This window comes from Massilia sp. Dwa41.01b (assembly GCF_014171775.1).
GTDB lineage: Bacteria > Pseudomonadota > Gammaproteobacteria > Burkholderiales > Burkholderiaceae_D > Telluria.
Genome location: NZ_CP050454.1, coordinates 1,141,670 through 1,167,808, shown reverse-complemented (window position 1 = coordinate 1,167,808; position 26,139 = coordinate 1,141,670). Strand labels below are relative to the sequence as shown.

The 26,139-nt window shown below is 64.9% G+C and carries 27 protein-coding genes; 9 read left to right on the top strand and 18 right to left on the bottom strand.

The window, feature by feature from the left end:
• Positions 1-94 precede the first annotated feature (94 nt).
• Positions 95-922 carry an RES family NAD+ phosphorylase gene (locus G4G28_RS05405; protein WP_182991155.1) on the bottom strand — a complete coding sequence of 276 codons (828 nt, stop codon included), beginning with the start codon at positions 920-922 and terminating at the stop codon, positions 95-97.
• The gene (locus tag G4G28_RS05400; RefSeq protein ID WP_182991154.1) at positions 915-1,589 is read right to left on the bottom strand and encodes a hypothetical protein; all 675 of its coding nucleotides are present in this window, start codon (positions 1,587-1,589) and stop codon (positions 915-917) included. The genes G4G28_RS05405 and G4G28_RS05400 overlap by 8 nt, the downstream gene beginning before the upstream one ends.
• Positions 1,590-1,920: 331 nt before the next feature.
• Here G4G28_RS05400 and G4G28_RS05395 point away from each other — a divergent pair, with 331 nt between their 5' ends.
• The 5 genes from G4G28_RS05395 to yidD all read left to right on the top strand — a co-directional run bounded on the left by G4G28_RS05395 (position 1,921) and on the right by yidD (position 4,964).
• Positions 1,921-2,832 carry an A24 family peptidase gene (locus tag G4G28_RS05395; RefSeq protein WP_183108114.1) on the top strand — a complete coding sequence of 304 codons (912 nt, stop codon included), beginning with the start codon at positions 1,921-1,923 and terminating at the stop codon, positions 2,830-2,832.
• Positions 2,790-3,440: a dephospho-CoA kinase gene (coaE, locus tag G4G28_RS05390; protein ID WP_183108113.1), complete on the top strand. Its 651-nt coding sequence runs from the start codon at positions 2,790-2,792 to the stop codon at positions 3,438-3,440. Before G4G28_RS05395 ends, coaE begins: the two co-directional genes overlap by 43 nt.
• A 64-nt stretch (positions 3,441-3,504) precedes the next feature.
• Entirely contained in the window at positions 3,505-4,260 is a 756-nt protein-coding gene (gene zapD / locus G4G28_RS05385) for a cell division protein ZapD (protein ID WP_182991151.1), read from the top strand.
• Between the two features lie 30 nt (positions 4,261-4,290).
• On the top strand, positions 4,291-4,479 hold the full coding sequence (gene yacG, locus G4G28_RS05380; RefSeq protein ID WP_182991150.1) for a DNA gyrase inhibitor YacG: 189 nt from the start codon (positions 4,291-4,293) through the stop codon (positions 4,477-4,479).
• A 2-nt stretch (positions 4,480-4,481) separates the two neighbouring features.
• A complete protein-coding gene (gene yidD / locus G4G28_RS05375; protein WP_182991149.1) occupies positions 4,482-4,964 on the top strand; it encodes a membrane protein insertion efficiency factor YidD in 483 nt (160 codons plus the stop codon).
• Between the two features lie 179 nt (positions 4,965-5,143).
• Here yidD and G4G28_RS05370 read toward each other — a convergent pair whose 3' ends face one another.
• The 4 genes from G4G28_RS05370 to argJ form a co-directional block, all read right to left on the bottom strand.
• On the bottom strand, positions 5,144-6,445 hold the full coding sequence (locus G4G28_RS05370; RefSeq protein WP_182991148.1) for a D-amino acid dehydrogenase: 1,302 nt from the start codon (positions 6,443-6,445) through the stop codon (positions 5,144-5,146).
• Between the two features lie 32 nt (positions 6,446-6,477).
• A complete protein-coding gene (locus tag G4G28_RS05365) occupies positions 6,478-6,888 on the bottom strand; it encodes an NUDIX domain-containing protein (protein ID WP_182991147.1) in 411 nt (136 codons plus the stop codon).
• A 263-nt stretch (positions 6,889-7,151) separates the two neighbouring features.
• Positions 7,152-8,039 carry an ATP-binding protein gene (locus tag G4G28_RS05360; RefSeq protein ID WP_182991146.1) on the bottom strand — a complete coding sequence of 296 codons (888 nt, stop codon included), beginning with the start codon at positions 8,037-8,039 and terminating at the stop codon, positions 7,152-7,154.
• Positions 8,040-8,052: 13 nt separating this feature from the next.
• Positions 8,053-9,291 carry a bifunctional glutamate N-acetyltransferase/amino-acid acetyltransferase ArgJ gene (gene argJ, locus G4G28_RS05355; RefSeq protein ID WP_182991145.1) on the bottom strand — a complete coding sequence of 413 codons (1,239 nt, stop codon included), beginning with the start codon at positions 9,289-9,291 and terminating at the stop codon, positions 8,053-8,055.
• A gap of 288 nt (positions 9,292-9,579) precedes the next feature.
• On the opposite strand from argJ, the gene G4G28_RS05350 reads away from it, so the two are divergent.
• Both G4G28_RS05350 and G4G28_RS05345 read left to right on the top strand, forming a co-directional pair.
• Positions 9,580-10,314: a transglycosylase SLT domain-containing protein gene (locus G4G28_RS05350; protein WP_182991144.1), complete on the top strand. Its 735-nt coding sequence runs from the start codon at positions 9,580-9,582 to the stop codon at positions 10,312-10,314.
• 22 nt (positions 10,315-10,336) lie between these two features.
• Positions 10,337-11,359 carry a peptidoglycan-binding protein gene (locus G4G28_RS05345; protein WP_182991143.1) on the top strand — a complete coding sequence of 341 codons (1,023 nt, stop codon included), beginning with the start codon at positions 10,337-10,339 and terminating at the stop codon, positions 11,357-11,359.
• Between the two features lie 59 nt (positions 11,360-11,418).
• On the opposite strand, the gene G4G28_RS05340 is transcribed toward G4G28_RS05345, so the two are convergent.
• The 3 genes from G4G28_RS05340 to secA form a co-directional block, all read right to left on the bottom strand.
• Positions 11,419-12,138, bottom strand: a complete 720-nt coding sequence (locus tag G4G28_RS05340; protein ID WP_183108112.1) for a hypothetical protein — start codon at positions 12,136-12,138, stop codon at positions 11,419-11,421.
• An 11-nt stretch (positions 12,139-12,149) separates the two neighbouring features.
• Positions 12,150-13,178 (bottom strand): OmpA family protein, encoded by a 1,029-nt coding sequence (locus tag G4G28_RS05335; protein ID WP_182991141.1) that lies wholly within the window; start codon positions 13,176-13,178, stop codon positions 12,150-12,152.
• A gap of 183 nt (positions 13,179-13,361) precedes the next feature.
• Positions 13,362-16,142: a preprotein translocase subunit SecA gene (gene secA / locus G4G28_RS05330; protein WP_182991140.1), complete on the bottom strand. Its 2,781-nt coding sequence runs from the start codon at positions 16,140-16,142 to the stop codon at positions 13,362-13,364.
• Positions 16,143-16,419: 277 nt separating this feature from the next.
• On the opposite strand from secA, the gene G4G28_RS27990 reads away from it, so the two are divergent.
• Positions 16,420-16,614 carry a hypothetical protein gene (locus tag G4G28_RS27990; RefSeq protein WP_308601809.1) on the top strand — a complete coding sequence of 65 codons (195 nt, stop codon included), beginning with the start codon at positions 16,420-16,422 and terminating at the stop codon, positions 16,612-16,614.
• Positions 16,602-16,889 carry a hypothetical protein gene (locus tag G4G28_RS27985; RefSeq protein ID WP_308601808.1) on the top strand — a complete coding sequence of 96 codons (288 nt, stop codon included), beginning with the start codon at positions 16,602-16,604 and terminating at the stop codon, positions 16,887-16,889. Before G4G28_RS27990 ends, G4G28_RS27985 begins: the two co-directional genes overlap by 13 nt.
• Positions 16,890-17,155: 266 nt before the next feature.
• Here the strand turns inward: G4G28_RS27985 and lpxC are convergent, their stop codons facing one another.
• The 9 genes from lpxC to murC form a co-directional block, all read right to left on the bottom strand.
• Positions 17,156-18,091: a UDP-3-O-acyl-N-acetylglucosamine deacetylase gene (lpxC, locus tag G4G28_RS05320; RefSeq protein ID WP_182991138.1), complete on the bottom strand. Its 936-nt coding sequence runs from the start codon at positions 18,089-18,091 to the stop codon at positions 17,156-17,158.
• A 104-nt stretch (positions 18,092-18,195) separates the two neighbouring features.
• Positions 18,196-19,038: a DMT family transporter gene (locus G4G28_RS05315; protein WP_182991727.1), complete on the bottom strand. Its 843-nt coding sequence runs from the start codon at positions 19,036-19,038 to the stop codon at positions 18,196-18,198.
• Between the two features lie 138 nt (positions 19,039-19,176).
• Positions 19,177-19,680 carry a peroxiredoxin gene (locus G4G28_RS05310; protein WP_182991137.1) on the bottom strand — a complete coding sequence of 168 codons (504 nt, stop codon included), beginning with the start codon at positions 19,678-19,680 and terminating at the stop codon, positions 19,177-19,179.
• 137 nt (positions 19,681-19,817) lie between these two features.
• Entirely contained in the window at positions 19,818-20,036 is a 219-nt protein-coding gene (locus G4G28_RS05305; protein ID WP_182991136.1) for a hypothetical protein, read from the bottom strand.
• Positions 20,037-20,335: 299 nt separating this feature from the next.
• Positions 20,336-21,529, bottom strand: coding sequence for a cell division protein FtsZ (gene ftsZ / locus G4G28_RS05300; protein WP_182991135.1), 1,194 nt, complete (start codon positions 21,527-21,529; stop codon positions 20,336-20,338).
• A 148-nt stretch (positions 21,530-21,677) separates the two neighbouring features.
• Complete coding sequence (ftsA, locus tag G4G28_RS05295) at positions 21,678-22,907, bottom strand: cell division protein FtsA (protein WP_229507899.1); 1,230 nt, start codon at positions 22,905-22,907, stop codon at positions 21,678-21,680.
• Positions 22,908-22,919: 12 nt separating this feature from the next.
• On the bottom strand, positions 22,920-23,738 hold the full coding sequence (locus G4G28_RS05290; RefSeq protein WP_182991133.1) for a cell division protein FtsQ/DivIB: 819 nt from the start codon (positions 23,736-23,738) through the stop codon (positions 22,920-22,922).
• 2 nt (positions 23,739-23,740) lie between these two features.
• Positions 23,741-24,697, bottom strand: a complete 957-nt coding sequence (locus G4G28_RS05285; RefSeq protein ID WP_275944334.1) for a D-alanine--D-alanine ligase — start codon at positions 24,695-24,697, stop codon at positions 23,741-23,743.
• Positions 24,694-26,133: a UDP-N-acetylmuramate--L-alanine ligase gene (murC, locus tag G4G28_RS05280; protein ID WP_182991132.1), complete on the bottom strand. Its 1,440-nt coding sequence runs from the start codon at positions 26,131-26,133 to the stop codon at positions 24,694-24,696. Before murC ends, G4G28_RS05285 begins: the two co-directional genes overlap by 4 nt.
• Positions 26,134-26,139: the final 6 nt, after the last annotated feature.

The window sequence follows — 26,139 nt, the reverse complement described above, 5'->3', positions numbered from 1 at the left end:
TAAAGAAGGTGCCGCTGAAAAACGTGCGGGGAGTGAATCAGGTGTGCTGCATTCTACTGTCCCCTGCCGGCGCCTGCTCGGCGCGCCCGCGACGCTAGCTGCGGCCCGGCACGATATCGACGCCGATCTGCTCGGCCAGCGCCAGCAGCTCGCCATAGGCTTGCGGATCGTTCGCCAGGCTGCGCGAGGGCGCGCTCTGGCGCAGCAGCCCCTCACCGACGCGGTCGCCGAACAGGACGACGGCACGGGCGCTGTCGTCCTGGCGCGAAATCCAGCACAGCCCCTGTACCTGCGGGTGGGCGGCATGGATCGCTTCGGCCCACAGGCGCGTGGTCGGATACTGGTCTTTCTCGGTGTCGATCAACTGGCTGCGCAGTGCGCCGAGCTTGCGCAAGGCGCGGCTGCCGAGGTCGGCCAGCAGCAGGTCTTCGCTCGCGTCGAATTGCGAATGCACCTGGCCGGCGAGCTTGCCCTTGTCATAGAACTTGAAGCCCGGTGCGAAGGGAACGTCGTGGAACACCGATTCCATCGCCGCGCAGGCAAAGCTGGCGCCGCCATACAGGGTGGGAATCGGTCTGCCGGCGGCATCCTTGACCGGACTGAAGCGCGCGTTGCCCTTCAGGCCAGGGTTGAATTCGACGGCGCCGTAGGCGTCGGCATGCACGCGATGGAGGATGCTGCCTGCCGGCCAGCGCGTGGTCGACAGGTGCAGGGTGGGCGGCGGCGCGATGGCCACGCCCGGGATGACGGCCTTCCCGTCCGGACCTGGTTCAGGAACGCCTGACAAACCGTCATGGCTGCGTTGCAGCGCCTTGCCGTACGAGTGGACTGTCTTCGTCGCTGCGCCTTGCTCTGACAGTTTGTCAGGCGTTCCAAGACCCGGCTTGCGCGCGTCCGGCCTGGCGGCCGGCCGTTTAACCATGCGCCACGCCGGCCACTTCGTCGGCGGCAGCCGCGATCACGCGCTCGGGGTCGGTGGCGATCAGCTCGCGCGGAGCTTTGCCACCAAGAAAACTGTTTGCGGACATGAACCAATACGACAGCCCCCAGGCATCCTTGGTGTCGCCGAAGGTCTTGATGAGCTGTGCCAGCGCCTTGCGCGGCCGGTAGCCGGCCTGCGGGTCGAGGCCGTAGCTGGGGAAATAATCGATGCCGTTGTGGCGGATCGCAAAGATGCTGCGCTCGCGCTTCCATTTATTGGGCTGGGCGCTGGTGTTGGTGGTGCTGAAGCCTGCCGCCGAGGCGATCTCGGCCGCCGTCATCCAGTCGCCGCTGTCGATCACGGCGGTGCGCGCCCGCGCCAGCATGGCCGCTTCGCGCAATTCGTTCGGCGTCGGCGGCGCCTTCGGCACCAGCGCCTCGACGATCGCTTCGAGCGATGCGCGGTGGTGCTTGCCGACGATGGTTTTCACGAGGTCGGCTATGCTGGCAAACGTTTCCGCGATCGCCGCCGCTTCGCGCGGTGTGACGTGGGTGATGGCGACCGCCACCGCCTGTTTTGGATCGACCTGGTGCAGGCGCCGGCCGACCTCGTCGGGGTCGCCCGCCAGGGCCGAGATACCGGGGCCCTCGTATTCCAGTGTGCGCATGCTCCCTCCTGCTGAGATTAGATCGGTTCGATCACCCTCATCATAACCCACATAACCTATTTTAACTACAGTTTATGCAGGCATGCGTCAAGGATGGCATGCAGGCGGGCAGGAAAACAGGCAAGTACCCATGCTGCCCTGTCGGTACAAAACCGCCCAGGTGCACGCGTCGGCAAGGAATACAGCCTGGCCTACCTCGCAAGCCTGGCGCATCCATGCGACATACGTGGCAGCGGCGGCGCCCGCAAGCGACGGCGGCTTCGCCAAAACGGCCGAAAACCCCTAAAATAGATTGATCTACGGAACCATTCATCTTTTCGGAAGCCAGCCTTTGGAAACTCTTCTCTTCGCCGACCCGGCATCGTTTGGCCCTACCCTGGTGGCCGGCCTGTTCGGCCTCCTGATCGGCAGCTTCCTGAACGTGGTGATCCACCGCGTGCCGAAGATGATGCAGCGCGAATCGGACAATTATGTCGCCCACGAGAGCGGCAAGGAATTGCCGCACACGGACCGCTACAACCTGATGGTGCCACGCTCGGCCTGCCCGCACTGCGGCCACCAGATCAGCGCGCTCGAGAACATTCCCGTGGTCAGCTGGCTGGCGCTGCGCGGCAAATGCCGCAACTGCAAGGCGCCGATCTCGCCGCGCTACCCGGCCGTCGAACTGCTGACCGGGATACTGTCGGCCCTGCTGGTCTGGACCTTCGGCAGCGGCATCGCCGGCCTGGCGACGCTGCTGTTCCTCTACCTGCTCATTGCGATGACCTTCATCGACTTCGACACCCAGCTGCTGCCCGACGACCTCACCTACCCGCTGCTGTGGGCGGGCCTGCTGGTCAACCTGAACGGGACCTTCGTGCCGCTGCGCGACGCCGTCATTGGCGCGGCCGCCGGCTACCTGGTGCTGTGGAGCGTGTACTGGATCTTCAAGCTGGTGCGCGGCAAGGAAGGCATGGGCTATGGCGACTTCAAGCTGCTGGCCGCGCTCGGCGCCTGGCTCGGCTGGCAGATGCTGCCGGCCATCATCCTGCTGTCCTCGGTGGTGGGCGCTGTCGTCGGCATCAGCCTGATCGTGTTCGCTCGCCGCGGCCGCGACAATCCGATCCCGTTCGGGCCCTACCTGGCAGCCGCCGGCCTGATCGCCCTGCTCTACGGGCCGCAACTGACGGCCGGCCTGCAGCAGTTCCCTGGCGGCCTGACATGCCCCCTGCGACCGCTCCCACCGCTTTTTCCGTCGGCCTGACCGGCGGCATCGGTTGCGGCAAGACGACCGTGGCCGACATGTTCGGCGCGCTCGGCGCGACGCTTGTCGACACCGACCAGATCGCCCACGCCCTCACCGCGCCGCACGGCGCCGCCATGCCGGCCCTGCTGGCCGAGTTCGGCGACGGCTTCGCCACGCCCGAGGGTGCCCTCGACCGCGCGAAGATGCGCGAGCTGGTGTTTGCCGACCCGGGCGCCCGCGCCCGCCTGGAAGCGATCCTGCATCCGCGTATCCGCGAGGCCACCGCGGCGTCCGCGGCCCTTGCCACCGGTCCCTATGTCATCTACGTGGTGCCGCTCCTGATCGAGTCCGGCACCTGGCGCGAACGCGTGACGCGGGTGCTGGCGATCGACTGCAGCGAAGCGACGCAGGTGGCGCGCGTGATGGCAAGGAATGGCTTATCCGAAGCTCAAGTGCGCGCCATCATGGCGGCGCAGGTGACGCGCGAACAGCGCCTGGCGGCGGCCGACGACGTGGTCGTCAACGACAACGGCATCGATGCGCTGGCGCCCCAGGTGGAGCGCCTGCATGCCTTTTACCTGGCCGAGGCCGCCCGCCTGTCCGCTACAACGCAGCGGAGTTTGTAATTTTGCTGCGCATGGTTCAGAATCACGGAGTTGCTCGCCAGCCCACATTCAGGGGAATGTCACTTTGATCGTCTACGAATATCCTTTCAACGAGCGCATTCGCACGTTGTTGCGGCTGGAGGACCTGTACGAGAAATTCAAGTTCTTCGTACAACAGGACCATCCGATGCAGCACCACGTCGCGCTCGCGACGATCTTCGACATGCTGGAAGTGGCCGGCCGCGCCGACCTGAAGTCCGACCTGCTGCAGGAAATCGAACGTCAAAAGCAGAGCCTGCTCACCTACCGCAGCAACCCGGCGGTGGCGGCCGACGCGCTCGACGCCATCCTGTCCGAACTCGACCAGGTCAGCAGCGCCCTCGTGGGCAGCCAGGGCAAGACCGGCCAGAACGTGCGCGACAACGAATGGCTGATGAGCATCCGCGGCCGCACCATCATTCCCGGCGGCGCCTGCGAATTCGACCTGCCTTCGTATTACGCCTGGCAAAAGCGCCCTGCCGAGCAGCGCCACGCCGACATCATGGGCTGGTTCGGGCCGCTGGCGCCGCTGTTCGACGCCCTTGCCCTGGTGCTGCGCCTGCTGCGCGACTCGGGCCGTCCGAGCAAGATGGTCGCGGTCTCCGGCAGCTACCAGCAAATGTTGCAAGGCAAGATCTACCACATGCTGCGCCTCGGCCTGGACGAGTCGCTGGGTGCAATCCCCGAGATTTCCGCCAACAAGTACATGCTGTGGGTGCGCTTCACCAGCCAGGACGGCGACCTCAAGCCGCGCTCGCTGGAAGAAGACGTGCCTTTCGAGCTGACGCTCTGTAATTTCTAAGTTTTCGCGCCGAGTTTAAAAAGTACCGCCATGACCGTTGTAGCCTGCCCCACCTGCGCCAAGAAAGTCGAATGGACGCCTGAGAACAAGTACCGTCCCTTCTGCTCGGAGCGCTGCAAACAGATCGACCTGGGTGCCTGGGCCGAAGAAAAATACACCATCCCGGGTGCCGCGCCGAACGAGTTGCAGGACAATCCGCTCGACGACGAAACGCACTGAGCTTGGCGACCCAGCCCGGATTGCTTGCCAGCCTGGCTTTATCCGCGATCCGCGGCTACCAGCGCTTTCTATCCCCGCATAAAGGGTTTTCCTGCGCCTACCGCTGCGCCACCGGCCAGGCCAGCTGCTCGGCCCATGGCTATCGCGTGATCGAACGGTTCGGTGTGTGGTGGGGTGTGGCGCTGTTGCGGCGCCGCCTGCGCCTGTGCGGCGAGACCCATCGCCGCCGTCCCGTGGTGCCCAATCCGGTGCTGCATCACCAGCGCGGAGTCTGCGATCTCCCCTGCGACGGCGCCTGCCTGCCCGACCTGTCGTGCGACTTGCAGGACCTGTCCTGCAGGAACGCCGATTGGGCCTGCGATGTGTGCCAGTGTGCCGATTGCGGTAACTGCCGCGGCTGCGACGATCCCAAACAGGCCTGGCGCGACTGGCGCGAACGCCGCCGGCTGCGCCGCCAGCGCAGCGAACGGCGCCTGTTCAGGTAGTTAGTAGGGTGGGCACTCCGTGCCCACGCGGTTACGCACGCATCCTTTTGCCCACTGCGACGAGATATCGCTCACATGGCAAGCGAAAACGTTGACGCCTCCGCTCACGAGCGACGATTCGCCGTATGCGATGCGAGGACACGCCCGTACCGCGTGGGCACGGGTGCCCACCCTACGCGTCATGCCGTAACGCTGATCCCGCCCGGCACCAGCACCGGTTTGTTGACGCGGCCGTAGCGGTCCATGAACAGGCCTTCGAGGCCGATTTCCGGCTGGCGTCCCGAAACGATGTCGGCCAGCACGCGGCCGGAACCGCAGGCCATGGTCCAGCCCAGGGTGCCGTGGCCGGTATTGAGGAACAGGTTGCGGTAAGGGGTCGGACCGACCACCGGGGTGCCGTCCGGCGTCATCGGACGCAGGCCGCACCAGAACTCGGCCTTCGACACATCGCCGCCCTGCGGGAACAGGTCGGTGACCGAGTGTTCCAGCGTGTCGCGGCGTGCCTTGTGCAGGGTCAGGTCGTAGCCGGCGAGTTCCGCAGTGCCGCCGACGCGGATACGGTCGCCCAGGCGCGTGATCGCCACCTTGAAGGTCTCGTCCATGACCGTCGATTCCGGCGCACCGGCGGCATCCGTGATCGGCACCGTGATCGAATAGCCCTTGACCGGATAGACCGGAATCCTGATGCCGATCTGTTTCAGGACGAAGGGCGAATAGCTGCCCAGCGCCAGGATGAAGGTATCGGCCTTCAATTCGCCCTGCGAGGTGACCACGCCCGTGACCTTGTCGCCCTCGACGGACAGCCGCTTGATCTCGACGCCGTGGCGGAATTTCACGCCCAGTTCCTTGGCCATCCCGGCCAGCTTCTGGGTGAACTTGAAGCAGTCGCCGGTCTCGTCGTTCGGCAGCAGCAGGCCGCCGACGAACTTGCCGCGCACCTTGGCCAGTGCCGGCTCATAGGCTTCGCAGCCGGCCGGATCGAGCACTTCATAAGGCACGCCGTACTGCTCGAGCACGGCGATGTCGGTGGCGGCGCCGTCCAGCTGCTTCCGGGTGCGGAACAGCTGCAGGGTGCCCTGGCTGCGCTCGTCGTAGGCGATGCTGGTGTCCTTGCGCAGCTGGACGAGGACGTCGCGGCTGTACTCGGCCAGGCGCACCATGCGACCCTTGTTGATCGCATAGCTCTTGTGGTTGCAGTTGGCCAGCATCGAGAGCATCCAGCGCCACTGGTTCGGATCGAGCTTCGGCCGCACGACCAGGGGGCTGTGCTGCATCATCAGCCACTTGACGGCTTTCGCCGGCACGCCGGGACCGGCCCAGGGCGAAGCATAGCCGGGCGAGATCTCGCCGGCGTTGCCATAACTCGTTTCCATGCCGGCGGCCGGCTGGCGGTCGATGACGGTGACATCATGCCCGGACTGGGCCAGGTAATACGCAGTGGTGGTGCCGATGACGCCACTACCCAAGACGATGATTTTCACGAAGATCCTTCAACAGATTGGTTGACTGCTTTTTATCTTGCGTAGCGCAGCTGATCGAGCCACTCGAGCAAGGGAATGGTAGCGGGCAGCAGCGGGGTAACGCCGACTGCCCCTTGCCACGCAAAGGCCTGGCCTTCCAGGCTTTGCGGTTCGCCGCGCCAGTCGCGGCTGATGAAAAAGTGGAGCCGCACATGGGCGTGCTCGTAGACGTGTTCGACCCCGCACCATTCGGTGGCGCTGAGGATCTGCACGCCCAGTTCCTCGACAAACTCGCGCTGCAGCGCGTGAAAAATATCCTCGCCCGGCTCGACTTTACCGCCAGGGAACTCCCAGTAGCCCGCATACGGCTTGCCCGCCGGGCGTTGGCCCAGCAGCACGTCGCCGTTCGGGCGCATCAGGATGCCGACCGCCACATCGATCGGCCGGGTGGTCGCTTGTTGCATGGGCTGGTCCGGTCCGGGAAACCCGATATTGTACGCCAGCCTGGAGCGGCCGGCACGCGGGGTGTTGCGGCGGGCGATACAAAATGGATGAGGGGGATAAGCTTGGCGAATGGTTCGTAGGGTGGGCTCTTGAGCCCACGCGGTATGGCACTGTTGCAAGTCGAATTAAGGTTTGTACCCTAAACGCCCGCCCATACATTTCTATTGTCTCTTCGATATCACTACCGTGCCATACCGCGTGGGCACAGGTGCCCACCCTACGTTCATTGACGATCCGGTTCCGTGGCGAGCTTGCCCGCATAATCCTTCGCAAACTGCCAGGCCACCCTGCCCGAGCGCGAGCCGCGCCCCAGGGCCCATTGCAGCGCCAGCGGCCGTGCCGCCGCGATCTGCTCCGGCGTGCACCCGAAACTGGCCAGCCAGTGCGCCACGATCCCCAGGTAATCGTCCTGCTTGAAGGGGTAGAAGGACAGCCACAGCCCGAAGCGCTCGGACAGCGAAATCTTCTCTTCGACCGTTTCGCCCGGGTGCAGGTCGCCATCGTCCGAGGTCGAATACGCCGCATTGTCCGACATCTTCTCTGGCATCAGGTGGCGCCGGTTCGAGGTCGCGTAGATCAGCACATTGTCCGATTGGGTGGCGATGCTGCCGTCGAGCGCCACCTTCAGCGCCTTGTAGCCGGCCTCGCCTTCCTCGAATGACAGATCGTCGCAGAAGATGATGAAGCGTTCCGGCCTGCTTGCGACGAGGTCGACGATGTCGGGCAGGTCGGCCAGGTCGGCCTTGTCGACTTCGATCAGGCGCAGGCCCTGGCCGGCAAAGCCGTTCAGGCAAGCCTTGATCAGGGAAGACTTGCCGGTGCCGCGTGCGCCCGTCAGCAACACGTTGTTGGCTGGACGGCGCGCCACGAACTGGCGCGTGTTCTGCTCGATCCTGTGCTTCTGCGTTTCGATATGCTGCAGGTCGTCGAAGCGGATGGAGGCCGCATGGGCCACCGGCTGCAGCACATGCCCGCCGCCGGCACGGCGGCGCCAGCGGAAAGCAAAACCGTGCTTCCAGTCCGGCTCGCGCGGCTGGGCCGGCGGCAGCAGCGCCTCGACCCGCGTCACCAGGCCGTCAAGACGCTGGAGTAGCTGGTCGAGCGATGTCATGGCAGCGGCGCGCTTACGAGCGGTAGTCGGCGTTGATGCTGACGTAGTCGTGCGACAGGTCGCAGGTCCAGACGGTGGCCGATGCGTCGCCGCGCTTGAGCGTGACGCGGACCGTGATTTCCGACTGCTTCATCACGCGCTGGCCGTCCGCTTCCTGGTAGTCCGGATTGCGCCCGCCGGCCTTGGCGACCCAGACATCGTCCAGGTACAGATCGAGCTTGGTCACGTCGAGGTCGTCCACGCCGGCATAGCCGACGGCGGCCAGGATGCGGCCCAGGTTCGGGTCGGACGCGAAGAAGGCGGTTTTCACCAGCGGCGAGTGGGCGATCGCGTAGGCGATCTTGCGGCACTCTTCCAGGCTACGGCCCTCTTCCACCGTGATGGTGATGAACTTGGTCGCGCCTTCGCCGTCGCGGATGATCTGCTGCGCCAGGTTGCGCGAAATATCGGTGACGGCATCGCGCAGGGCTTCGTAGTCGGCGCCGGAAGCTTCGTTCACGACCAGGCTGCCGGCGCCGGTGGCGATCAGCATGAAGGAATCGTTGGTCGAGGTGTCGCCGTCGATGGTGATGCTGTTAAACGACTGGTCGGCCGCATACTTCACCAGTTCGTCCAGCACCGGCTGCGCCACTTTCGCATCAAAAGCCAGGTAGCCCAGCATGGTCGCCATGTTCGGCTTGATCATGCCTGCGCCCTTGCTGATGCCGGTCATCGTGACCGTGTGGCCGCCGATGGTGACCGTGCGGGACGCCGCCTTCGGCTGGGTGTCGGTGGTCATGATCGCTTCGGCGGCATTGAACCAGTTATCCGCCGTCAGGCTGTCGACCGCCTGCGGCAGGCCGGCGACGATCTTCGCGAGCGGCAGCGGTTCCAGGATCACGCCGGTCGAAAACGGCAGCACCTGCTGCGCTTCGCAGCCGAGCAGGCGCGCTACTTCCGCGCAGGTGGCCTGCGCATTGGCCAGGCCCGGCTCGCCCGTGCCGGCATTCGCGTTACCCGTGTTGACCACGAGCGCGCGGATCGGCGCGCCGCCATTGCCGACAGCGGCGAGGTTGGCCTTGCTGACCTGCACCGGCGCGGCGCAGAAACGGTTCAGGGTAAACACGCCGGCAACGGTGGCACCGTCGGCCAGCTTCATGACCAGCAGGTCCTTGCGGTTGGGCTTCTTGATGCCGGCTTGGGCAAAGCCGATCTCGAAGCCGGCGACCGGTTTCAGGTCGGCGGCGACGGGCAGGGGGGAATTCACGGCCATGGCGGTTCTCTGGGAATGTTGTCGAATCCGATATTGTACTGCGCGCACCCTGCGATGGGCGCGACCCTGTTCCATGCACCCCACGCCGCGCCGCCGCTGCCGGCCTTTTGTACTCATCCGTAACGCCAATCATCTCCCTTTGTCAACTCCCCGTAGGGAGAGTCGCACGCCAATTGTGCGCCCTCCAGGCGTACATATACTCGATCGCACCTGGCCTGCCGAGTTGCCCTCGGTGCCGGGTAGGTGCCCACTCCACGGGCTAATAACATGCATGACAGGAGACGGAAAATGAAGCTAACGATAAAGGCGCGGCTGCTCGTCGCGCTGTGCGCCGGCACCATGGCCGCGCCATCCGCATTCGCCGATGGCCAGCCGCGCGAACTGAGCGCCGCAGCGAAACGCTATCAGCAGTATTTCAGGGAGGCGTCGAAAGAGTTCAACGTCCCGGTCGAACTGCTCGAGTCGATCGCCTACGCGGAAAGCCGCTGGATTGCGCACGTACCGAAAGGCCAGCTGAAGAAAAGCGACGAGCCGCAAATCGAAATCGACACCGACCCGCACGGCGGCATGCCGCCCACCTACGGCATCATGGGCCTGCGCAACGACACCTATTTCGGCACCTCGCTCACGCAGGGCGCGGCCCTGATCCGCGTCTCGCCCGATGTCGTCATGACTGACGTGCGCAGCAACATCCGCGCCGCGGCCGCCCTGCTCTCGCAGTACGCCGCGCGCAAGACGAAGAACTTCCCGATCGAACAATGGGAAAGCGCGGTTGCCCGCTACAGCGGCATCCCGCAGCCGGAAGTGGCGCAAATCTACACCTATGAAATCCTGACCGCGATCCGCCAGGGCCGCGAGGGCAGCGGCTACAAGATCGGCCAGCGCCACGTCGAGATGGAAAAAGTCTATGGCAAGGACAAGCTGAGGAAGCTGTCGGCGCGCCGCATCACTTTAGAGACCGGCGTGCCCGATCCGAAGATCTCGGCACCGGACTTCGTCGACACCCCCGCCTACAACGAGTAAGCCACCCTCCTCAGGACATACCATGAAAAAGAGCATGAACGGCTTGCTTGCAGGCCTGGCCCTTGCCGCCCTCGGCATGCAGGCCCTCCCCGCCGCCGCCTCGACCGACTACCCGCCGGCGATCTGGAACCCGGCGGCCAGCTGCAACTACTCGGCGCGCACCGCCTCGGTCACCCACGTGACCATCCACACGACCCAGGGCTCCTACGCCGGCTCGATTTCCTGGTTCCAGAACTGCAGCGCGGGCGTCTCCGCCCACTACGTGATCCGCTCCTCGGACGGCCAGGTGACGCAGATGGTACGCGAGTCGAGCAAGGCCTGGCACGTCGGGAACTCGAACGGCTACACAGTCGGCATCGAGCACGAGGGCTATGTCAACGCCCCGGCCACCTGGTACACGAGCGCCATGTACAACGCCTCGGCGGCACTGACGCGCGACATCCTGGCCTCGCGCGGGCTGGCGCAGAAGGTCTACAACGGCAGCAGCGGCTGGAACGCGGTGCCTTCCGACTCGCTCTACAACGTCAAGGGCCACGTCAACTACGCCGGCCAGAGCCACACCGACCCGGGTTCGGGCTGGGACTGGCCGCGCTACAAGACCCTGGTCGCCGGCGGCACCAGCGGTGGCGGCGGCACCGGCAGCACCCTGTCCTGGCCGCTGGTCCAGTACGGCAACACGGGCGAGCGCGTGCGTACCATCCAGTACCTGCTGCAGCAATGGGGCTACAGCCTGACGGTGAACGGCAGCTTCGACACGGCCACCCAGAACGCCGTCAAGAACTTCCAGTCCTCGCACGGCCTGGGCGCCGACGGCGTCGTCGGCAACGCCACCTGGCCGGCCCTGACCATCGTCACCCAGCAGGGCGACTCGGGCGCCAAGGTGCGCGCCGTCCAGAGCCAGCTCAACGAAAGCGGCTATGGCCTGGTAGTGGACGGCATCTTCGGTTCGGGCACCAACAGCGCGGTACGCAGCTTCCAGAGCGCCAAGGGCCTGGGCGTGGATGGGATCGTTGGGGACAATACCTGGAACAAGATGGCCTGGTAAAGCGCGGGTTGTCCCGCGGCCCGGCAGCGGCGTCCCTCGGGACGCCGTTATTGCCTCGATCACCCCTGGCAGGCGCCGATGCGGGTCAGGCGCTGCACCGTTTTCTGCTCCAGCGCGCCCCTGCCGGAGCGCATGGCCGCCGCTGCCTCGGGCGGTATGTCGGCCTGCCCCATCTCGCTGGCGCTGGCCTGCATCTGCTTGAACAGGGCCAGCGAGCGCTGGGCTTCGGCGCGTTCCTGGGCATTGCCTTCCCGCGCCATCTTCTCGGCCATCGCACGCAGGAAGGGCAGGCCGCCCGCCGCTTCGGAGCCCAGCGGCGGCCGTTTGATGACCGATTCGGTCACCGACTCCCAGGTCTTCTCGTCGAGCCGGCGCAGCGTGGTCTTGATCCGGCCCCACGGGCAATCGTTGACCGAGACCATGCTGTCACCCACGACTTCGCCCTTGGCCGCCTTGCAGCCGTCCTTGAGCAGCTCCCTCGGGATGTCGACGGTCTTGACGGGGCGGATGCAGACACGCTGCGGCCCTTCCCCTGCCACGGCGTAGCTGCCGCGGCTGCCGTCGCTGCGGCGGAACCGGCTGTCGACGTTGCCGGTCCGGGGATCGGTCACGCTGCGGATGTCCAGGGAGCCGGCGGCATCGCTGCGGCTGGTGTCGCTCACGGTCTCGACCTGGTACAGCCCCGGCGGCATCAGGAAACGGCTGTCGGGCGCGGCAACGGCGCCCTGCGCGAGCGCGAGCGTGCAGACGGCTGCAAGGAATATACGATGCTGATTCATCCTTTTCCCCATCAACGCAGCACCAGCTCGACGCGGCGGTTGCGCGCGCGGCTGTCGTCGGCTTCGTTGGATGCCACCGGCGCCAGGTTGGCAACGCCGCGCGCCGTCATGCGGTTTGCGGCGATGCCGTAGCGGGTGCTCAGGGCCTCGGCCACGGCCTGGGCGCGCCGCTGCGACAGTCCCAGGTTGTTCTCGAAGTCGCCCTGGTTGTCGGTGTGGCCGACGATGAACACCTTGAGGTTCGGGGCCGCCTTCAGGGCTTCGGCCATCTGCTTGAGCTGCTCGTCCGAGTCGGGGCGCAGCACGGCCTTGTTGGTATCGAAGTTCACGCCATACAGGGCGATCTTGCCGTCACGCTTGAGGATGTCTCCAATGGCCTTGGCATCGACCGTCACCTTGCCGGTCTGCGCGGTGGCCGGTTCCACGACCTGGACCAGCTGCTGCACACGCCCAGCCGTCTTGCCGGACCCGGAATCGATGGACATCGCGACCTGCACGTAGACATGGCCGCTTCCGGCCGCCTTGCGCGCGCTGACCAGGTTGAAGCCGGGCTGGTAGCCGCTGTTGAACATGCTGCGGGCCATGACATTGCTGCCGATTCCCCTGGCTTCCTTGGGCAGTTCCTGCACCAGCTTCTGGACCTTGTCCTTCACGCACTGGGGTTCTTCGCAGGCGTAGACGACCTGGAAGCCTGCCGCTTCGAGCGCCTGGCGATAATTGCGCAACACTTCCAGCGCAGCGGCGCCCTTCGGTCCGAAGTAGAAGCGATTGGTGATGCGCCCTTCCACCTGGCGCAGGACCGGCTTGCCTTTCTCCAGGTCGACGACCCGCGTGAACCCGAGCGGCTCGCCGCCGGCCGCGTCCAGGATCGAGCCCTGGTAGCGCGACACCACCGGGCTGTCGCTCGCGCCCGGGATATCGCGCAGCTCCGCGGCGGACGCCATGCCCAGCGCCAGCGCTGCCACACCCAGCATGCCTGCGCGCGCGATGCGTCCCGAGTGGATGCGCCACAAGGCGCCGAATGTCCTGTTGATCTGCATGCCCGCCTCTCCCATGGTCTTGACGTACCGAAGAGCCGGATTGTAGCGCGTTACGAACGCGCAAAATCTCACGAAATTACACTTTTTACAACAATTGCGCGGGGCATGGCAAGGCAGCCCATCGGCCAAAAAAAACGGCCGGATTGCTCCGGCCGTTCTTGCTCATGCGAAACGCAATGCTGCTTACGCCAGCTTGCCGTGGCAAGCCTTGAACTTCTTGCCGCTGCCGCAAGGGCAAGGGTCGTTGCGGCCGACTTTCACGCCCATGTAGGTGCTGTGGTCTTCAGCCGCCACCGCGCTCGACGAGCCCGTCGGGTTCGGTGCGAGCAATTCTTCCGGCGCCGCGGCCGGGTTGAAGTCGGCGTGCTGGTAGTTGATGTTTTCCAGGTGCGCCGCCTGGGCCGCCATGGCCGCTTCCGCCGCCTCGACTTCCTCGCGGGTCTGGATACGCACGGTCATCACGGTGCGGATGACTTCGTTCTTGATCTGGTCCAGCATGGCGCCGAACAGTTCGAAGGCTTCGCGCTTGTATTCCTGCTTCGGGTTCTTCTGCGCGTAGCCGCGCAGGTGGATGCCCTGGCGCAGGTGATCCAGCGCCGACAGGTGCTCGCGCCAGTGGGTATCGACGCTTTGCAGCATGACGTTGCGCTCGAAGCCGCCGAAGGCATCCTTGCCGACGATGGAGATCTTGCTGTTGTAGGAAGCGTCGGCCGCGGCCAGCACTTTTTCCAGGATGTCGTCGTCGTTCAGGTTCGGCTCGTCGACCAGCATCTGCTCGAGCGGGACGTCCAGCGCCCATTCCGCAGCCAGCACCGACTGCAGCGACTTGATGTCCCACTGCTCTTCGACCGACTCGGCGGGCACGTAGGTGCGCACGACGTCGGTGAACACGCCGGCGCGCAGCGAGGCGATCAGCTCGGAGATGTCGGTCGCTTCCAGCAGCTCGTTACGCTGGCTGTAGATCACCTTGCGCTGGTCGTTGGCGACGTCGTCGTATTCGAGCAGCTGCTTGCGGATGTCGAAGTTGCGGGCCTCGACCTTGCGTTGGGCGGTCTCGATGGAGCGGGTCACGATGCCCGCCTCGATCGGCTCGCCTTCCGGCATTTTGAGGCGTTCCATGATGGCGCGCACGCGGTCGCCCGCGAAGATGCGCAGCAGCGGATCGTCCAGGCACAGGTAGAAGCGCGAGGAACCCGGGTCGCCCTGGCGGCCGGAACGGCCACGCAGCTGGTTGTCGACGCGGCGCGACTCATGGCGCTCGGTACCGATGATGTGCAGGCCGCCGGCGCCGACCACGTGGTCGTGCAGCGACTGCCATTCGTCGATCAGCTTCTGCGACTGGGCGGCCTTGTCGGCTTCCGAGAGCTCGTTGTTCGCTTCGATGATCTGGATCTGCTTCTCGACATTGCCGCCCAGGACGATGTCGGTACCGCGGCCGGCCATGTTGGTGGCGATCGTGATCATCTTCGGACGGCCCGCCTGGGCGATGATTTCCGCTTCACGGGCGTGCTGCTTGGCGTTGAGGACGTTGTGCGGCAGCTTGGCCTTGGTCAGGATGCCTGAGAGCAGTTCCGAGTTCTCGATCGAGGTGGTACCCACCAGTACCGGCTGGCCGCGCTCGTAGCAGTCGCGGATGTCGATGAGCATCGCGTTGTACTTTTCCTGCGCCGACTTGTACACCTGGTCCTGGCGGTCCTTGCGCTGCGAAGGACGGTTCGGCGGGATGACGACGGTTTCGAGGCCGTAGATTTCCTGGAACTCATAGGCTTCCGTGTCGGCGGTACCGGTCATGCCGGACAGCTTGGTGTACATGCGGAAGTAGTTCTGGAAGGTGATCGAGGCCAGGGTCTGGTTCTCGTTCTGGATGCGCACGCCTTCCTTGGCTTCCACGGCCTGGTGCAGGCCGTCGGACCAGCGGCGGCCCGTCATCAGGCGGCCGGTGAATTCGTCGACGATGGTGACTTCGTTGTTCTGCACCACGTAGTGCTGGTCCTTGTGGTACAGGACGTGCGCGCGCAGGGCCGCGTACAGGTGGTGGATCAGCGTGATGTTGGCTGCGTCATAGAGCGAGGCGCCTTCCGGCAGCAGGCCCATTTTGGTCAGGATGGCCTCGGCCTTTTCGTGGCCGGCTTCGGTCAGCAGCACGGTGTGCGCTTTTTCGTCCTTGGTGTAGTCGCCCGGGACTTCGACCTCGCCCTTGCCGTCCGGCGTTTCTTCACCGATCTGCAGGGTCAGCTGCGGCGGTACCTCGTTCATGCGGTGGTACAGGTCGGTGTGGTTCTCGGCCTGGCCGGAAATGATCAAGGGCGTACGCGCTTCGTCGATCAGGATCGAGTCCACTTCGTCGACCACGGCAAAGTTCAGGCCGCGCTGCACGCGTTCGCGCGCCTCGTAGACCATGTTGTCGCGCAGGTAGTCGAAACCGAATTCGTTGTTGGTACCGTAGGTGATGTCGGAACCATAGGCGGTCTGCTTGCTGTCGTGGTCCATCTGCGACAGGTTCACGCCCGTGGTGAGGCCGAGCCAGCCGTACAGGCGGCCCATCGAATCGGCGTCGCGCTGGGCCAGGTAATCGTTGACGGTGATGACGTGCACGCCCTTGCCCGACAGTGCGTTCAGGTAGACCGGCAGGGTTGCCATCAGGGTCTTGCCTTCGCCCGTGCCCATTTCGGCGATCTTGCCCTGGTGCAGGACCATGCCGCCGATCATTTGCACGTCGAAGTGGCGCATCTTCAGCACACGTTTCGCGGCTTCGCGACAGACGGCAAAGGCTTCCGGCAGGATGTCGTCGAGCGACTCGCCATTGGCGACGCGTTCCTTGAACTGGGGGGTCTTGGCCTGGAGATCGGCGTCCGACAGCTTCTCCATCTCCGGCTCGAGCGCGTTGATCTGACGCACGGTTTTTTGGTATTGCTTGAGCAGACGCTGGTTGCGGCTGCCGAAAATCTGGGTCAGTAATGACATGCTAAGTTTCTTAAAAAGGACGCCGCTAAAAGAGCAAGGATGATATCAAAAAGATACCGGCCTGAGACCGCCTATGGCGAAAAGCGACTGATTTTATCATGCGATCCGGCCACACTTGGGGGTTGTGGGCTAGATAACAAGGTTCGTGCGCGAAAGAATGTTATCAAATTGCATCGTCCACTGCCGCATGCTACGGGAAGTGCCGGCTTGTGGTATGTTGGCGCCTGTTTTCACCGATCTTCCGGGCGCGCCCCGCGCCACCACCTTCCACCGACCCATGCATATCTACGGCACCCGCGACCGCCAGACGTCGAAAGAGGCGACCGACTTCCTGCGTTCGAACGAACGCATGGCGCGCCTGCTGCCGACCGCCATGCGCATGGCCGACCTGCAGCGCGACGTCGGCGCCGCCCTGCCCTCGATGTTCGGCAACTGCGACGTCCTGTCCTTCCGGAGGGGGTGCTGGTGCTGACCGTGCCGAGTTCGGCGGTGGCCGCGCGCCTGAAGCAGCAACTGCCCAAGCTGCAGTCCACCCTGCTCGGGCGCGGCTGGCAGGTCAGCTCCACGCGCCTGAAGGTGCAGGTGACGCGCGCGATGCCCGAGCGGGTAGAGACGCGCGTGCTGGAATTGCCGCCGACGGCGGTGGATGCGTTCGAGGAACTGGGAGAAAGCCTGCCGGAGACGCCGCAGAACGCGGCGCTGGTGGCGGCGATCAAGCGGCTGGCCGCCAGGCGGCGCGCGGGTTGAACGCCGCGCAACCGATCGAAGGGCCCAGGGCAGGGGCCGCCGAGGCAGAACCGTAGGTGGAGTCCTGACTCCACGCGGTCCCACCCTTCGGATAGCGGCGCCCTTGCACCGGCCGGTGCGCCTGCGAATACGATGTCTCATCGGTTCGACTATGGCGCACTTCGCCTTTGATCATGTGATGACCCCGCGTGGAGTCAGGACTCCACCCTACGTCGCCAATGCGCCCGTCAAACGGCGAGCACATGGTTCCCGTCACGCCGCACCCGTCAGCTCCAGGCCCACTCTTCCTTCATCTGCTTCACATACGAAGCCGGCGCGCCCTCGAGCGCGTCGAAGGACACGATCTCGTAGGCATCCGGCCGCGCCAGCAAGGCGCGCAGCAGGTCGTTGTTGAGGGCGTGGCCGGACTTGTGCGCCTCGTAGGCCGCCAGCAGCGGGTGGCCCACCAGGTAGAGGTCGCCGATGGCGTCGAGGATCTTGTGGCGCACGAACTCGTCGTCGTAGCGCAGGCCGTCCGCATTCAGGATGCGGTATTCGTCCATCACGATCGCGTTTTCCAGCGAGCCGCCACGTGCCAGGCCCATGCCGCGCAGGCTTTCCACATCCTGCATGAAGCCGAAGGTGCGGGCGCGCGCCACGTCGTGCACGTAGGACACCTGGGCGAAATCGACCGAGGCGTTCTGGGTCGTGCCGTCCACCGCCGGGTGGTTGAACTCGATGAAGAAATCGAGCTTGAAGCCGTCGTGGGGTTTCAGCCGCGCCCATTTTTCGGCATTGCCGGTGCCCTGGCGCACTTCGACTTCCTTCAGCACGCGGATGAATTTCTTCGGCGCATCCTGATCCTGCACGCCGGCTTGCTGCAGCAGGAAGACGAAGGACGAGGCCGAGCCGTCCATGATCGGGATTTCCTCGGCCGTCACTTCAATATAGAGGTTGTCGATGCCCAGGCCGGCACAGGCCGACATCAGGTGTTCGACCGTGGACACGCGGGCGTCGTTCTTGACCAGCACCGAGGCCATGCGCGTATCGCCCACCACTTCCGCGCTCGATGGGAATTCGACCACCGGGTCGAGGTCGACGCGGCGGAACACGATGCCGGTATTGCTGGGTGCCGGGCGCAGCGTCAGCTCGACCTTGCGGCCCGAATGCAGGCCGACGCCGATGGTGCGCACCAGTTCTTTGATGGTTCGTTGTTTGAGCATGCGCCGATTATATATGCGCTTGCCAATCGGTGCCGGGCTCGGCCCTTGCAGAGAGGCAACAGCTCAGCCATACGCTGCGGACGCGCGACACACTGAAGCGTGTCTCAGGGGTGCTCGGCTTCGCTGTGGCTTTTCTCGTGGCGAATCAGGTACAGCCCGCTGCCGACGATGATCGCCGCGCCCAGCAGCGTGTAGCCGTCGGGCAGGGTTTGCCAGAGTAGCCAGTCGATCGCCACGCCCCAGGCCAGGGCGGAATACTCGAACGGCGCCACGACCGACGCCTGCCCATGGCTGAAGGCCTCGGTGATGGCCAGCTGGCCAAAAAAGCCGCTCACGGCCAGCCCGCACAGCAGCCACGCATGGGCAGGATCCAGGTCTACCCACTCGGGCGCGGCCAGGACGGTGGCGCCGACCGCCATCATCAGCATCAGCCAGAACATGATCTGCTCGCTGCTGTCGGAGCGGGCCAGCACGCGCGCGCCGATGGCGGAGATGGCATAGCAGACGGCCGAGCCGAGGATGGCCAGGCCGCCGAGCGTGAGCATGCCCTCGCCTTCCGGCCGCAACACAACCAGCACGCCGCCCATGCCCACCGCGATCGCCATCCAGCGCGCCAGGTTTACTTTTTCCTTCAGTACGAACACGGACAAGGCCGTGATCAGGGCCGGTGCAATGAAGAAGATCGAATACGCCTCGGCCAGCGAGAGTTTCTTGAGACCGTAGGCGAACAGGGCCAGCATCGCGATGCCGACGGCCGCCCTCAGCAACTGCAGCGACCAGCGTACCCGCAGCATCGAGCCGAAGCGTCCGCGCCAGGCCACCCAGGCGCACACCAGCGGCAGGGACGACAGCGAGCGCAGCGCCGCCACCTGCATTGCCGGGTAGTGCGCCGACAGCAGCTTCATGGCCGTGTCCATCAGTGCGAACATGGCCACTGCGGCCAGCATCGCGTAGATGCTGCGCAGGTTGCCGGAAATGTGGCGCATGTGCCGGGCCTTTCGGTGATTCGATGAGAACAAAAACGGCGCCGAGGCGCCGTTCTGGTGGTATCTGAACTGCGAGCTCGACTGCGAGCCGGACCGGGATCAGCCCAGTTGCGCCAGCAGCGTTTCCGCCTTCGACAGTTCGAAACCGCCCTGCTCCACGTTCAGCTGGGTGACGACGCCGTCTTCGACCAGCATCGAATAGCGCTGCGAGCGCGTGCCCATGCCGTGCTTGGAGAAATCGGCGTCCAGGCCGAGGGCCTTGCTGAAGGCGGCGTTACCGTCGGCCATCATGCGCACGATGCCAGTGGCCTTCTGTTCGCGGCCCCAGGCGCCCATGACGAACGCGTCGTTGACCGAGATGCACCAGATTTCGTCGACGCCCTTGGCCTTGAACGCCTCGGCATTCTGGACGAAGCCCGGCACGTGCTGGGCCGAGCAGGTTGGCGTGAAGGCGCCCGGCAGGCCGAAGATCGCGATCTTCTTGCCAGCGGCCAGCTTGGTTACCTCGAAGGTATTCGGACCGAGCGCGCAGCCTTCGGTTGCGGTCTCGATGTATTCAGCCAGGGTGCCTTCCGGCAGGCGGTCGCCAATCTTGATGCTCATGCGGTACTCCTCAAGTGTTATTTTGGAAAGGCCGCAGTATGCCTGAACTGGCGTGGGCTTGCACGGGACGCCCCCGGAAGAGCAAGAAGGATCGCTGGGCGGCGCATGGCCGCCCAGCTTGTCACAACGGGAAGGGCTTACTTGATCTGCTTGTTATCTTGCAAGCCAGGCCAGATATCGGAGGCTTCGGCCATGGCGGCCGCACTTTCCTCCTCGAATGCCGGACTGGTCTGGTTCGTATCGTCCGTGGTCGTCTCGATCGTGATCTTGTCGGTGGGCGTGGGCTCGACACCGCCGCCGATGGCGACTGCGGTAGACATCGCCAGGATGACACCAATTACAACGGTCTTGTTCATGAAATTTCTCCAGTGAGATCCAAAAATGCTCTTCGTTGTTTTGATTAAAAGCACCGACAATGCCAGCGCCAGGCGATACCGATCAAACCGATAAGCCGGGCAACATGAGGGTGGGAAAATTATGCCACGATTGTTCATGGAACTTGTGCTTCTGGAAAAATTTATTATTTTCTCGTCCAGACTCCTGTTGCGCGACCGACATTGCGGCGGCGCACGCCCGCACAGCCGTGACGGCCAGAAAAAAACCGGGACCGCAGCTTGCGCCACGGTCCCGGTTTTGAATCGAACTGTCGACAAGCTTAGTCGGCTTGCTTGCGCAGGAAGGCCGGAATGTCGTAGGTCTCGACGCCGTTGTTCTGCATCGCACGCACCTGCTCGGATGCCTGCTCGCGGCGCCACACGGCCGGCTGCTTCATGCCGTCGTTGCCGCCGATACCGGCCGCACCCATGGTCACGCCCCCGGTCAGCGGGGTCGTGCCCATCATCGGCGCGTTGTAGGTACCGGTGCGCAGCACCTGCTGCGGCTGCACCAGCTGCATCTTCTTGTTCTTGCCCAGGCCGGTCGCGACCACGGTCACGCGGATCTCGTCGCCCATCGAATCGTCGTAGGCGATGCCCTGTGCGATCGACGCGTCCGGTGCGGCAAAAGCGCGCACGGCAGCCATGACTTCCTTGATCTCCTTGCCTTTCAGGCCGCGCGACGCGGTGACGTTCACCAGCACGCCCTTGGCACCCGACAGGTCGATACCGTCGAGCAGCGGCGAAGCGACCGCCTGTTCGGCCGCGATGCGCGCGCGGTCGACGCCGGCGGCGGTGGCCGTCCCCATCATGGCCTTGCCCTGCTCGCTCATGATGGTCTTGACGTCGTTGAAGTCGACGTTGATGTGGCCCGGCACATTGATGATCTCGGCGATACCGGCGACGGCGTTGTTCAGGACGTCGTCGGCGTGCTTCATCCACTCGAGCATCGATTCGTCTTCGTAGATCTCTTCCAGCTTTTCGTTGAGGATGATGATCAGGGAGTCGACGTGCTTCGACAGTTCTTCCAGGCCCTGCTCGGCGATGTCCATGCACTTCTGGCCCTCGTAGGAGAAGGGCTTGGAGACCACGGCCACCGTCAGGGCGCCCATGGTTTTCGCCACTTCGGCCACGATGGGCGCGGCGCCGGTGCCGGTACCGCCGCCCATGCCGGCGGCGATGAAGACCATGTGCGCGCCGCGCAGCGAATCCTCGATGCGCGAACGGGTCTGCTCGGCCAGCTGGCGGCCGACTTCAGGACGCATGCCGGCGCCGAGGCCCGACTCGCCGATCTGGATGATGTTGTTCGCGCTCGATGCGGCAAGCGCCTGGGCATCGGTGTTGGCGGCGATGAACTCGACGCCGGAGACGCCCTTGTTGATCATGTGCTGCACCGCGTTGCCGCCTGCACCACCCACGCCGACGACTTTGATCACCGTTCCCAGTGCTGCGTTATCGACCATATCGAACTCCATGATGTGACTCCCTAATATTCAAGTGCAGTATCTACGCGTCAAGCTCGTAAGGTTATCAGGCTTGAAGGCCGGACACTGCTAAGTAATGTAAAAAAATATGCTTTTTGTATCGAATCAAAGACGCTGAATCGGGTGCTGTACGTGCTGCTTAAAAATTCCCCAAGAACCATTCCTTCATACGCTGCCACACCGCCTTTACCGAGCCGTCCTGCCTAGTCACGATGTGGCCCCGCAAATACTGTTTTTTCGCTTCCAGCAGCAGGCCGAGCACCGTGGCGTAGCGGGGGCTACGCACGACGTCGGCCAGCTGGCCGCGATACTCCGGCGTGCCAAGGCGCGCCGGTTTCAGGAAAATGTCTTCCGCCATGTCGATCATGCCGGGCATGATCGCGGTGCCGCCGGTGAGGACGATGCCCGACGAGAGCACGCCCTCGTAGCCCGATTCGTGCACCACCTGCTGCACCATCGCGAACAGCTCCTCGACGCGCGGCTCGATCACGGCGGCCAGCGCCTGGCGCGAGCGCGCGCGGACCGCGGTCGCCCAGGCCCGGCACTTCCGGGTTTCGCCCGGATCGGCCAGCGCCTGCTTGGCCACGCCGTAGCGCAGCTTGATTTCCTCGGCTTCGCCGGTCGGCGTGCGCAGCGCCATCGCGATGTCGCTGGTGATCTGGTCGCCGGCGATCGGGATCACGGCCGTGTGGCGGATGGCGCCATCGCTGAACACGGCGATGTCGGTGGTGCCGCCGCCGATGTCGATCAGGACCACGCCGAGTTCCTTCTCGTCGTGGGTCAGCACCGCGTCGGCCGAGGCCATCGGCTGCAGGATCAGGTCCGACACTTCCAGGCCGCAGCGGCGCACGCACTTGACGATGTTCTGCACCGCCGACACCGCGCCGGTGACGATGTGCACGCGCACCTCCAGGCGGATGCCGCTCATGCCGATCGGCTCGCGCACGTCTTCCTGGTTGTCGACGATGAACTCCTGCGGCACCGTATGCAGCAGCTGCTGGTCGGTCGGGATATTCACTGCCTTGGCCGTCTCGATCACGCGGGCGACGTCGGTGGCGGTGACTTCCTTGTCCTTGATCGCCACCATGCCGCTCGAGTTGAACGAACGGATATGGCTGCCCGCGATGCCGGCATACACGTTGCGGATCTTGCAGTCGGCCATCAGCTCGGCCTCCTCGAGCGCGCGCTGGATCGATTCGACCGTGGCCTCGATGTTGACGACCACGCCCTTCTTCAATCCTTTCGACTCGTGCTGACCGAGGCCGATGACCTCGTGGCGTCCGTCGGACATCACCTCGGCCACGACCGCCACCACCTTCGAGGTGCCGATGTCGAGGCCGACGATCAGGTTTTTCGCGTCTTTTGTCATTGCTCGCCTGCTTTAGATATGCTTGGTTGTCTTGTTGGTACTTGGTTTTTTCTTTGCTGCCTTGACCGGCTTGCTCGCATCGGCCGGCACGCTCAGGGCCGCGGACGACAATGCCAGTCCGTTCGCGTAACGCGTGTCGATCGTGTCGATGCGGCCTTCCTGCAATCGCGCCACCAGCTGCGGGTAGACACCCACCAGGCGCAGTACGCGCGCCTTGACGGTGTCCTTGTCCTGCTCGCGGCCGAGCTCCACGCTCATGCCGTTGTCCAGCTTGACCGTCCAGGCGTAGCGCGAGGACAGCGACAGCGCCTGCGGCACCAGCTGCACCGGCGCAAACCAGGAACGCAGCTCGGAAAAGCGCGCCAGCACTTCCTTCTCGCTGCCGACCGGGCCCGCGAAGGCCGGCAGCTCGTGGTCGTCGTCGGCTTCGGCCAGGTTGGCGGTAAACACATCGCCCTTCACCGACAGCAGGCGGCCTTCGCCCCAGGTGCCGAGCGCCACGTGTTCCTCGACCTCGACGATCAGCTGGTTCGGCCACTCGCGCCGCACCGTTGCGCGGCGCACCCAGGGCACCGCCTCGAAAGTCGTGCGTACCTGGTCCAGGTCGGTCGTGAAGAAGTTCCCGCGCAGCTTGCCCAGGACGCTGTTCCTGACCGTCAGTTCGTTCACGTGCTTCAGTTCCATGCCGTACAGGCTCTCGACACGCACGCCGCGCAGGGTGAACATCGGGCGCTGCGACAACCACCACACCCCGCTTGCGATGGCCGCGAGCAGGGTTGCCGCCAGCAGTGCGCTGGCGGTGGCGTTGAGGGCGCGTACGTCATGCCACATGCTTATCCTTGTGCCTTCACCATCTTGCAGCGCGCCGAGCGCAGGATCTCGATGCACAGGTCTTCATAGCCGATGCCCACCGCGCGCGCCGCCATCGGCACCAGCGAGTGGCCCGTCATGCCGGGCGAGGTATTCACCTCCAGCAGGAAGGGACGCATGTCGCTCTCGCGCACCAGCACGTCGACGCGGCCCCAGCCCTCGCAGCCGAGCGCGCGGTAGGCGGCGACGGCGTGACGCTGGATTTCCTCGGTCAACTCCGCGGGAAGCTGGGCCGGGCAGTGGTATTGCGTGTCGTCGGTGAAGTACTTGTTCTGGTAGTCGTAGTTGCCTTCCGGAGCGACGATTTCGACGATCGGCAGCGCGCGCGCGTCCTTGCCCGAACCGAGCACGGCGACCGTGAACTCGCGGCCGGTGACGAACTCCTCGACCAGCACGGTTTCGTCGAAACCGGCGGCCAGGGCGACCGCCGCTTCCAGTTCCTCGGCGGCGTTCACCTTCGTGATGCCAATGGTCGAGCCTTCGAGCGGCGGCTTGACGATCAGCGGCAGGCCGAGGTCGCCCACGATGGCGTCGAGGTCGGCGCCCGGCGCCACCGTCGCATAGCGCGGGGTCGGGATGCCTTTCGACAGCCAGATGATCTTGGTCGTGATCTTGTCCATGCCCACCGACGAGGCCATGACGCCGCTGCCGGTGTAGGGAATGCCGAGCTGCTCGAGGGCGCCCTGCAGGCTGCCGTCTTCGCCGTAGCGGCCGTGCAGCGCGATGAAGACGCAATCGAATCGTTCGGCCGCCAGCTCGGCGATGCTGCGCTCGGCCGGATCGAAGGCATGGGCATCGATGCCGCGGCTCGTCAAGGCGTTCAGCACGCCGGTGCCCGACATGATCGACACATCGCGCTCGGCCGAACGGCCGCCGAACAGGACGCCGACCTTGCCGAAGTTGGTCAGGATTTCACTCATGATGCGACCTTCAAGGTTGGTTGTTGCGCTGGCTGTGGCGCTTGTTGCGCAGTCCGTTGCGCAGTCAGCTGATTCGGAATGCCGCTGATCGAACCCGCGCCCATGGTCAGCACGACGTCGCCGTCACGTGCCACCTGGCGGATCGCGTCGGGCATCTCGGCGATGGTTTCCACGAAAATCGGTTCGACCTTGCCGCCGGCGCGCAGCGAACGGGCGAGAGTACGCCCATCGGCGCCGACGATGGGCATCTCTCCCGCTGAGTACACTTCCGCCAGCAGCAGCACGTCCGGGGTCGACAGGACCTTGACGAAGTCTTCGAACAGGTCGCGCGTGCGGCTGTAGCGGTGCGGCTGGAAAGCCAGCACCAGGCGCCGGCCCGGGTAGGCGGCGCGCGCCGCGGCCAGCGTCACCTCGGTCTCGACCGGGTGGTGGCCGAAGTCGTCGACCAGGGTGAAGCTGCCGCCACCCTCCAATGCGACTTCGCCGTAGCGGGTGAAGCGGCGGCCGACGCCGCGGAATTCCAGCAGGCCCTGGGCGGTGGCCGCGTCATCGATGCCGATCTCGCGCGCAATCGCAATGGCCGAGCAGGCGTTGAGCACGTTGTGCATGCCCGGCTGGTTCAGCACGAACTTCGTATCCGGATAGCCTTCCTGGCGCACCGTGAAGTGCATGTGCACGCCGTCGGCATAGGCGTCGAGAGCGCGCACTTGCGCATCTTCCGAGAAGCCGTAGGTCGTCACGGGTTTCGTCACCTGCGGCAGGATCGCGCGCACGTGGCGGTCGTCGATGCACAGCATCACGCGGCCATAGAACGGCAGGCGGTGCGTGAAATTCACGAAAGCGGCCTTGAGCTTTTCGAAATCGTGCTCGTAGGTCTCCATGTGGTCGGCGTCGATGTTGGTGATGACCTCGATGATCGGCGTCAGATTCAGGAAGGAGGCGTCCGATTCGTCGGCTTCGGCGACGATGTAGTCGCCGGTGCCGAGTTTCGCGTTCGCGCCGGCGCTGTTCAACTTGCCGCCGATGACGAAGGTCGGATCCAGGCCGCCCTGGGCCAGCACCGAGGCGACCAGGCTGGTCGTCGTGGTCTTGCCGTGGGTGCCGGCAATGGCGATGCCGCGTTTCAGGCGCATCAGCTCGCCCAGCATGATCGCGCGCGGTACGACGGGCACCTGCGCGGCGCGCGCGGCCACCACTTCCGGATTGGCTTCGTTCACCGCGGTCGAGGTGACGACGGCGTCGGCACCGAGGATGTTGTCGGCGGCGTGGCCGAGGTAGACGCGCGCGCCCAGGTCCTTCAGGCGGCTGCTGGCGGCATTGCTGCCCAGGTCCGAACCCGACACCTTGTAGCCGAGATTGAGCAGCACCTCGGCGATGCCGCTCATGCCGCTGCCACCGATGCCGACGAAGTGAATATGCTTGATCTTGTGTTTCATTGTCTG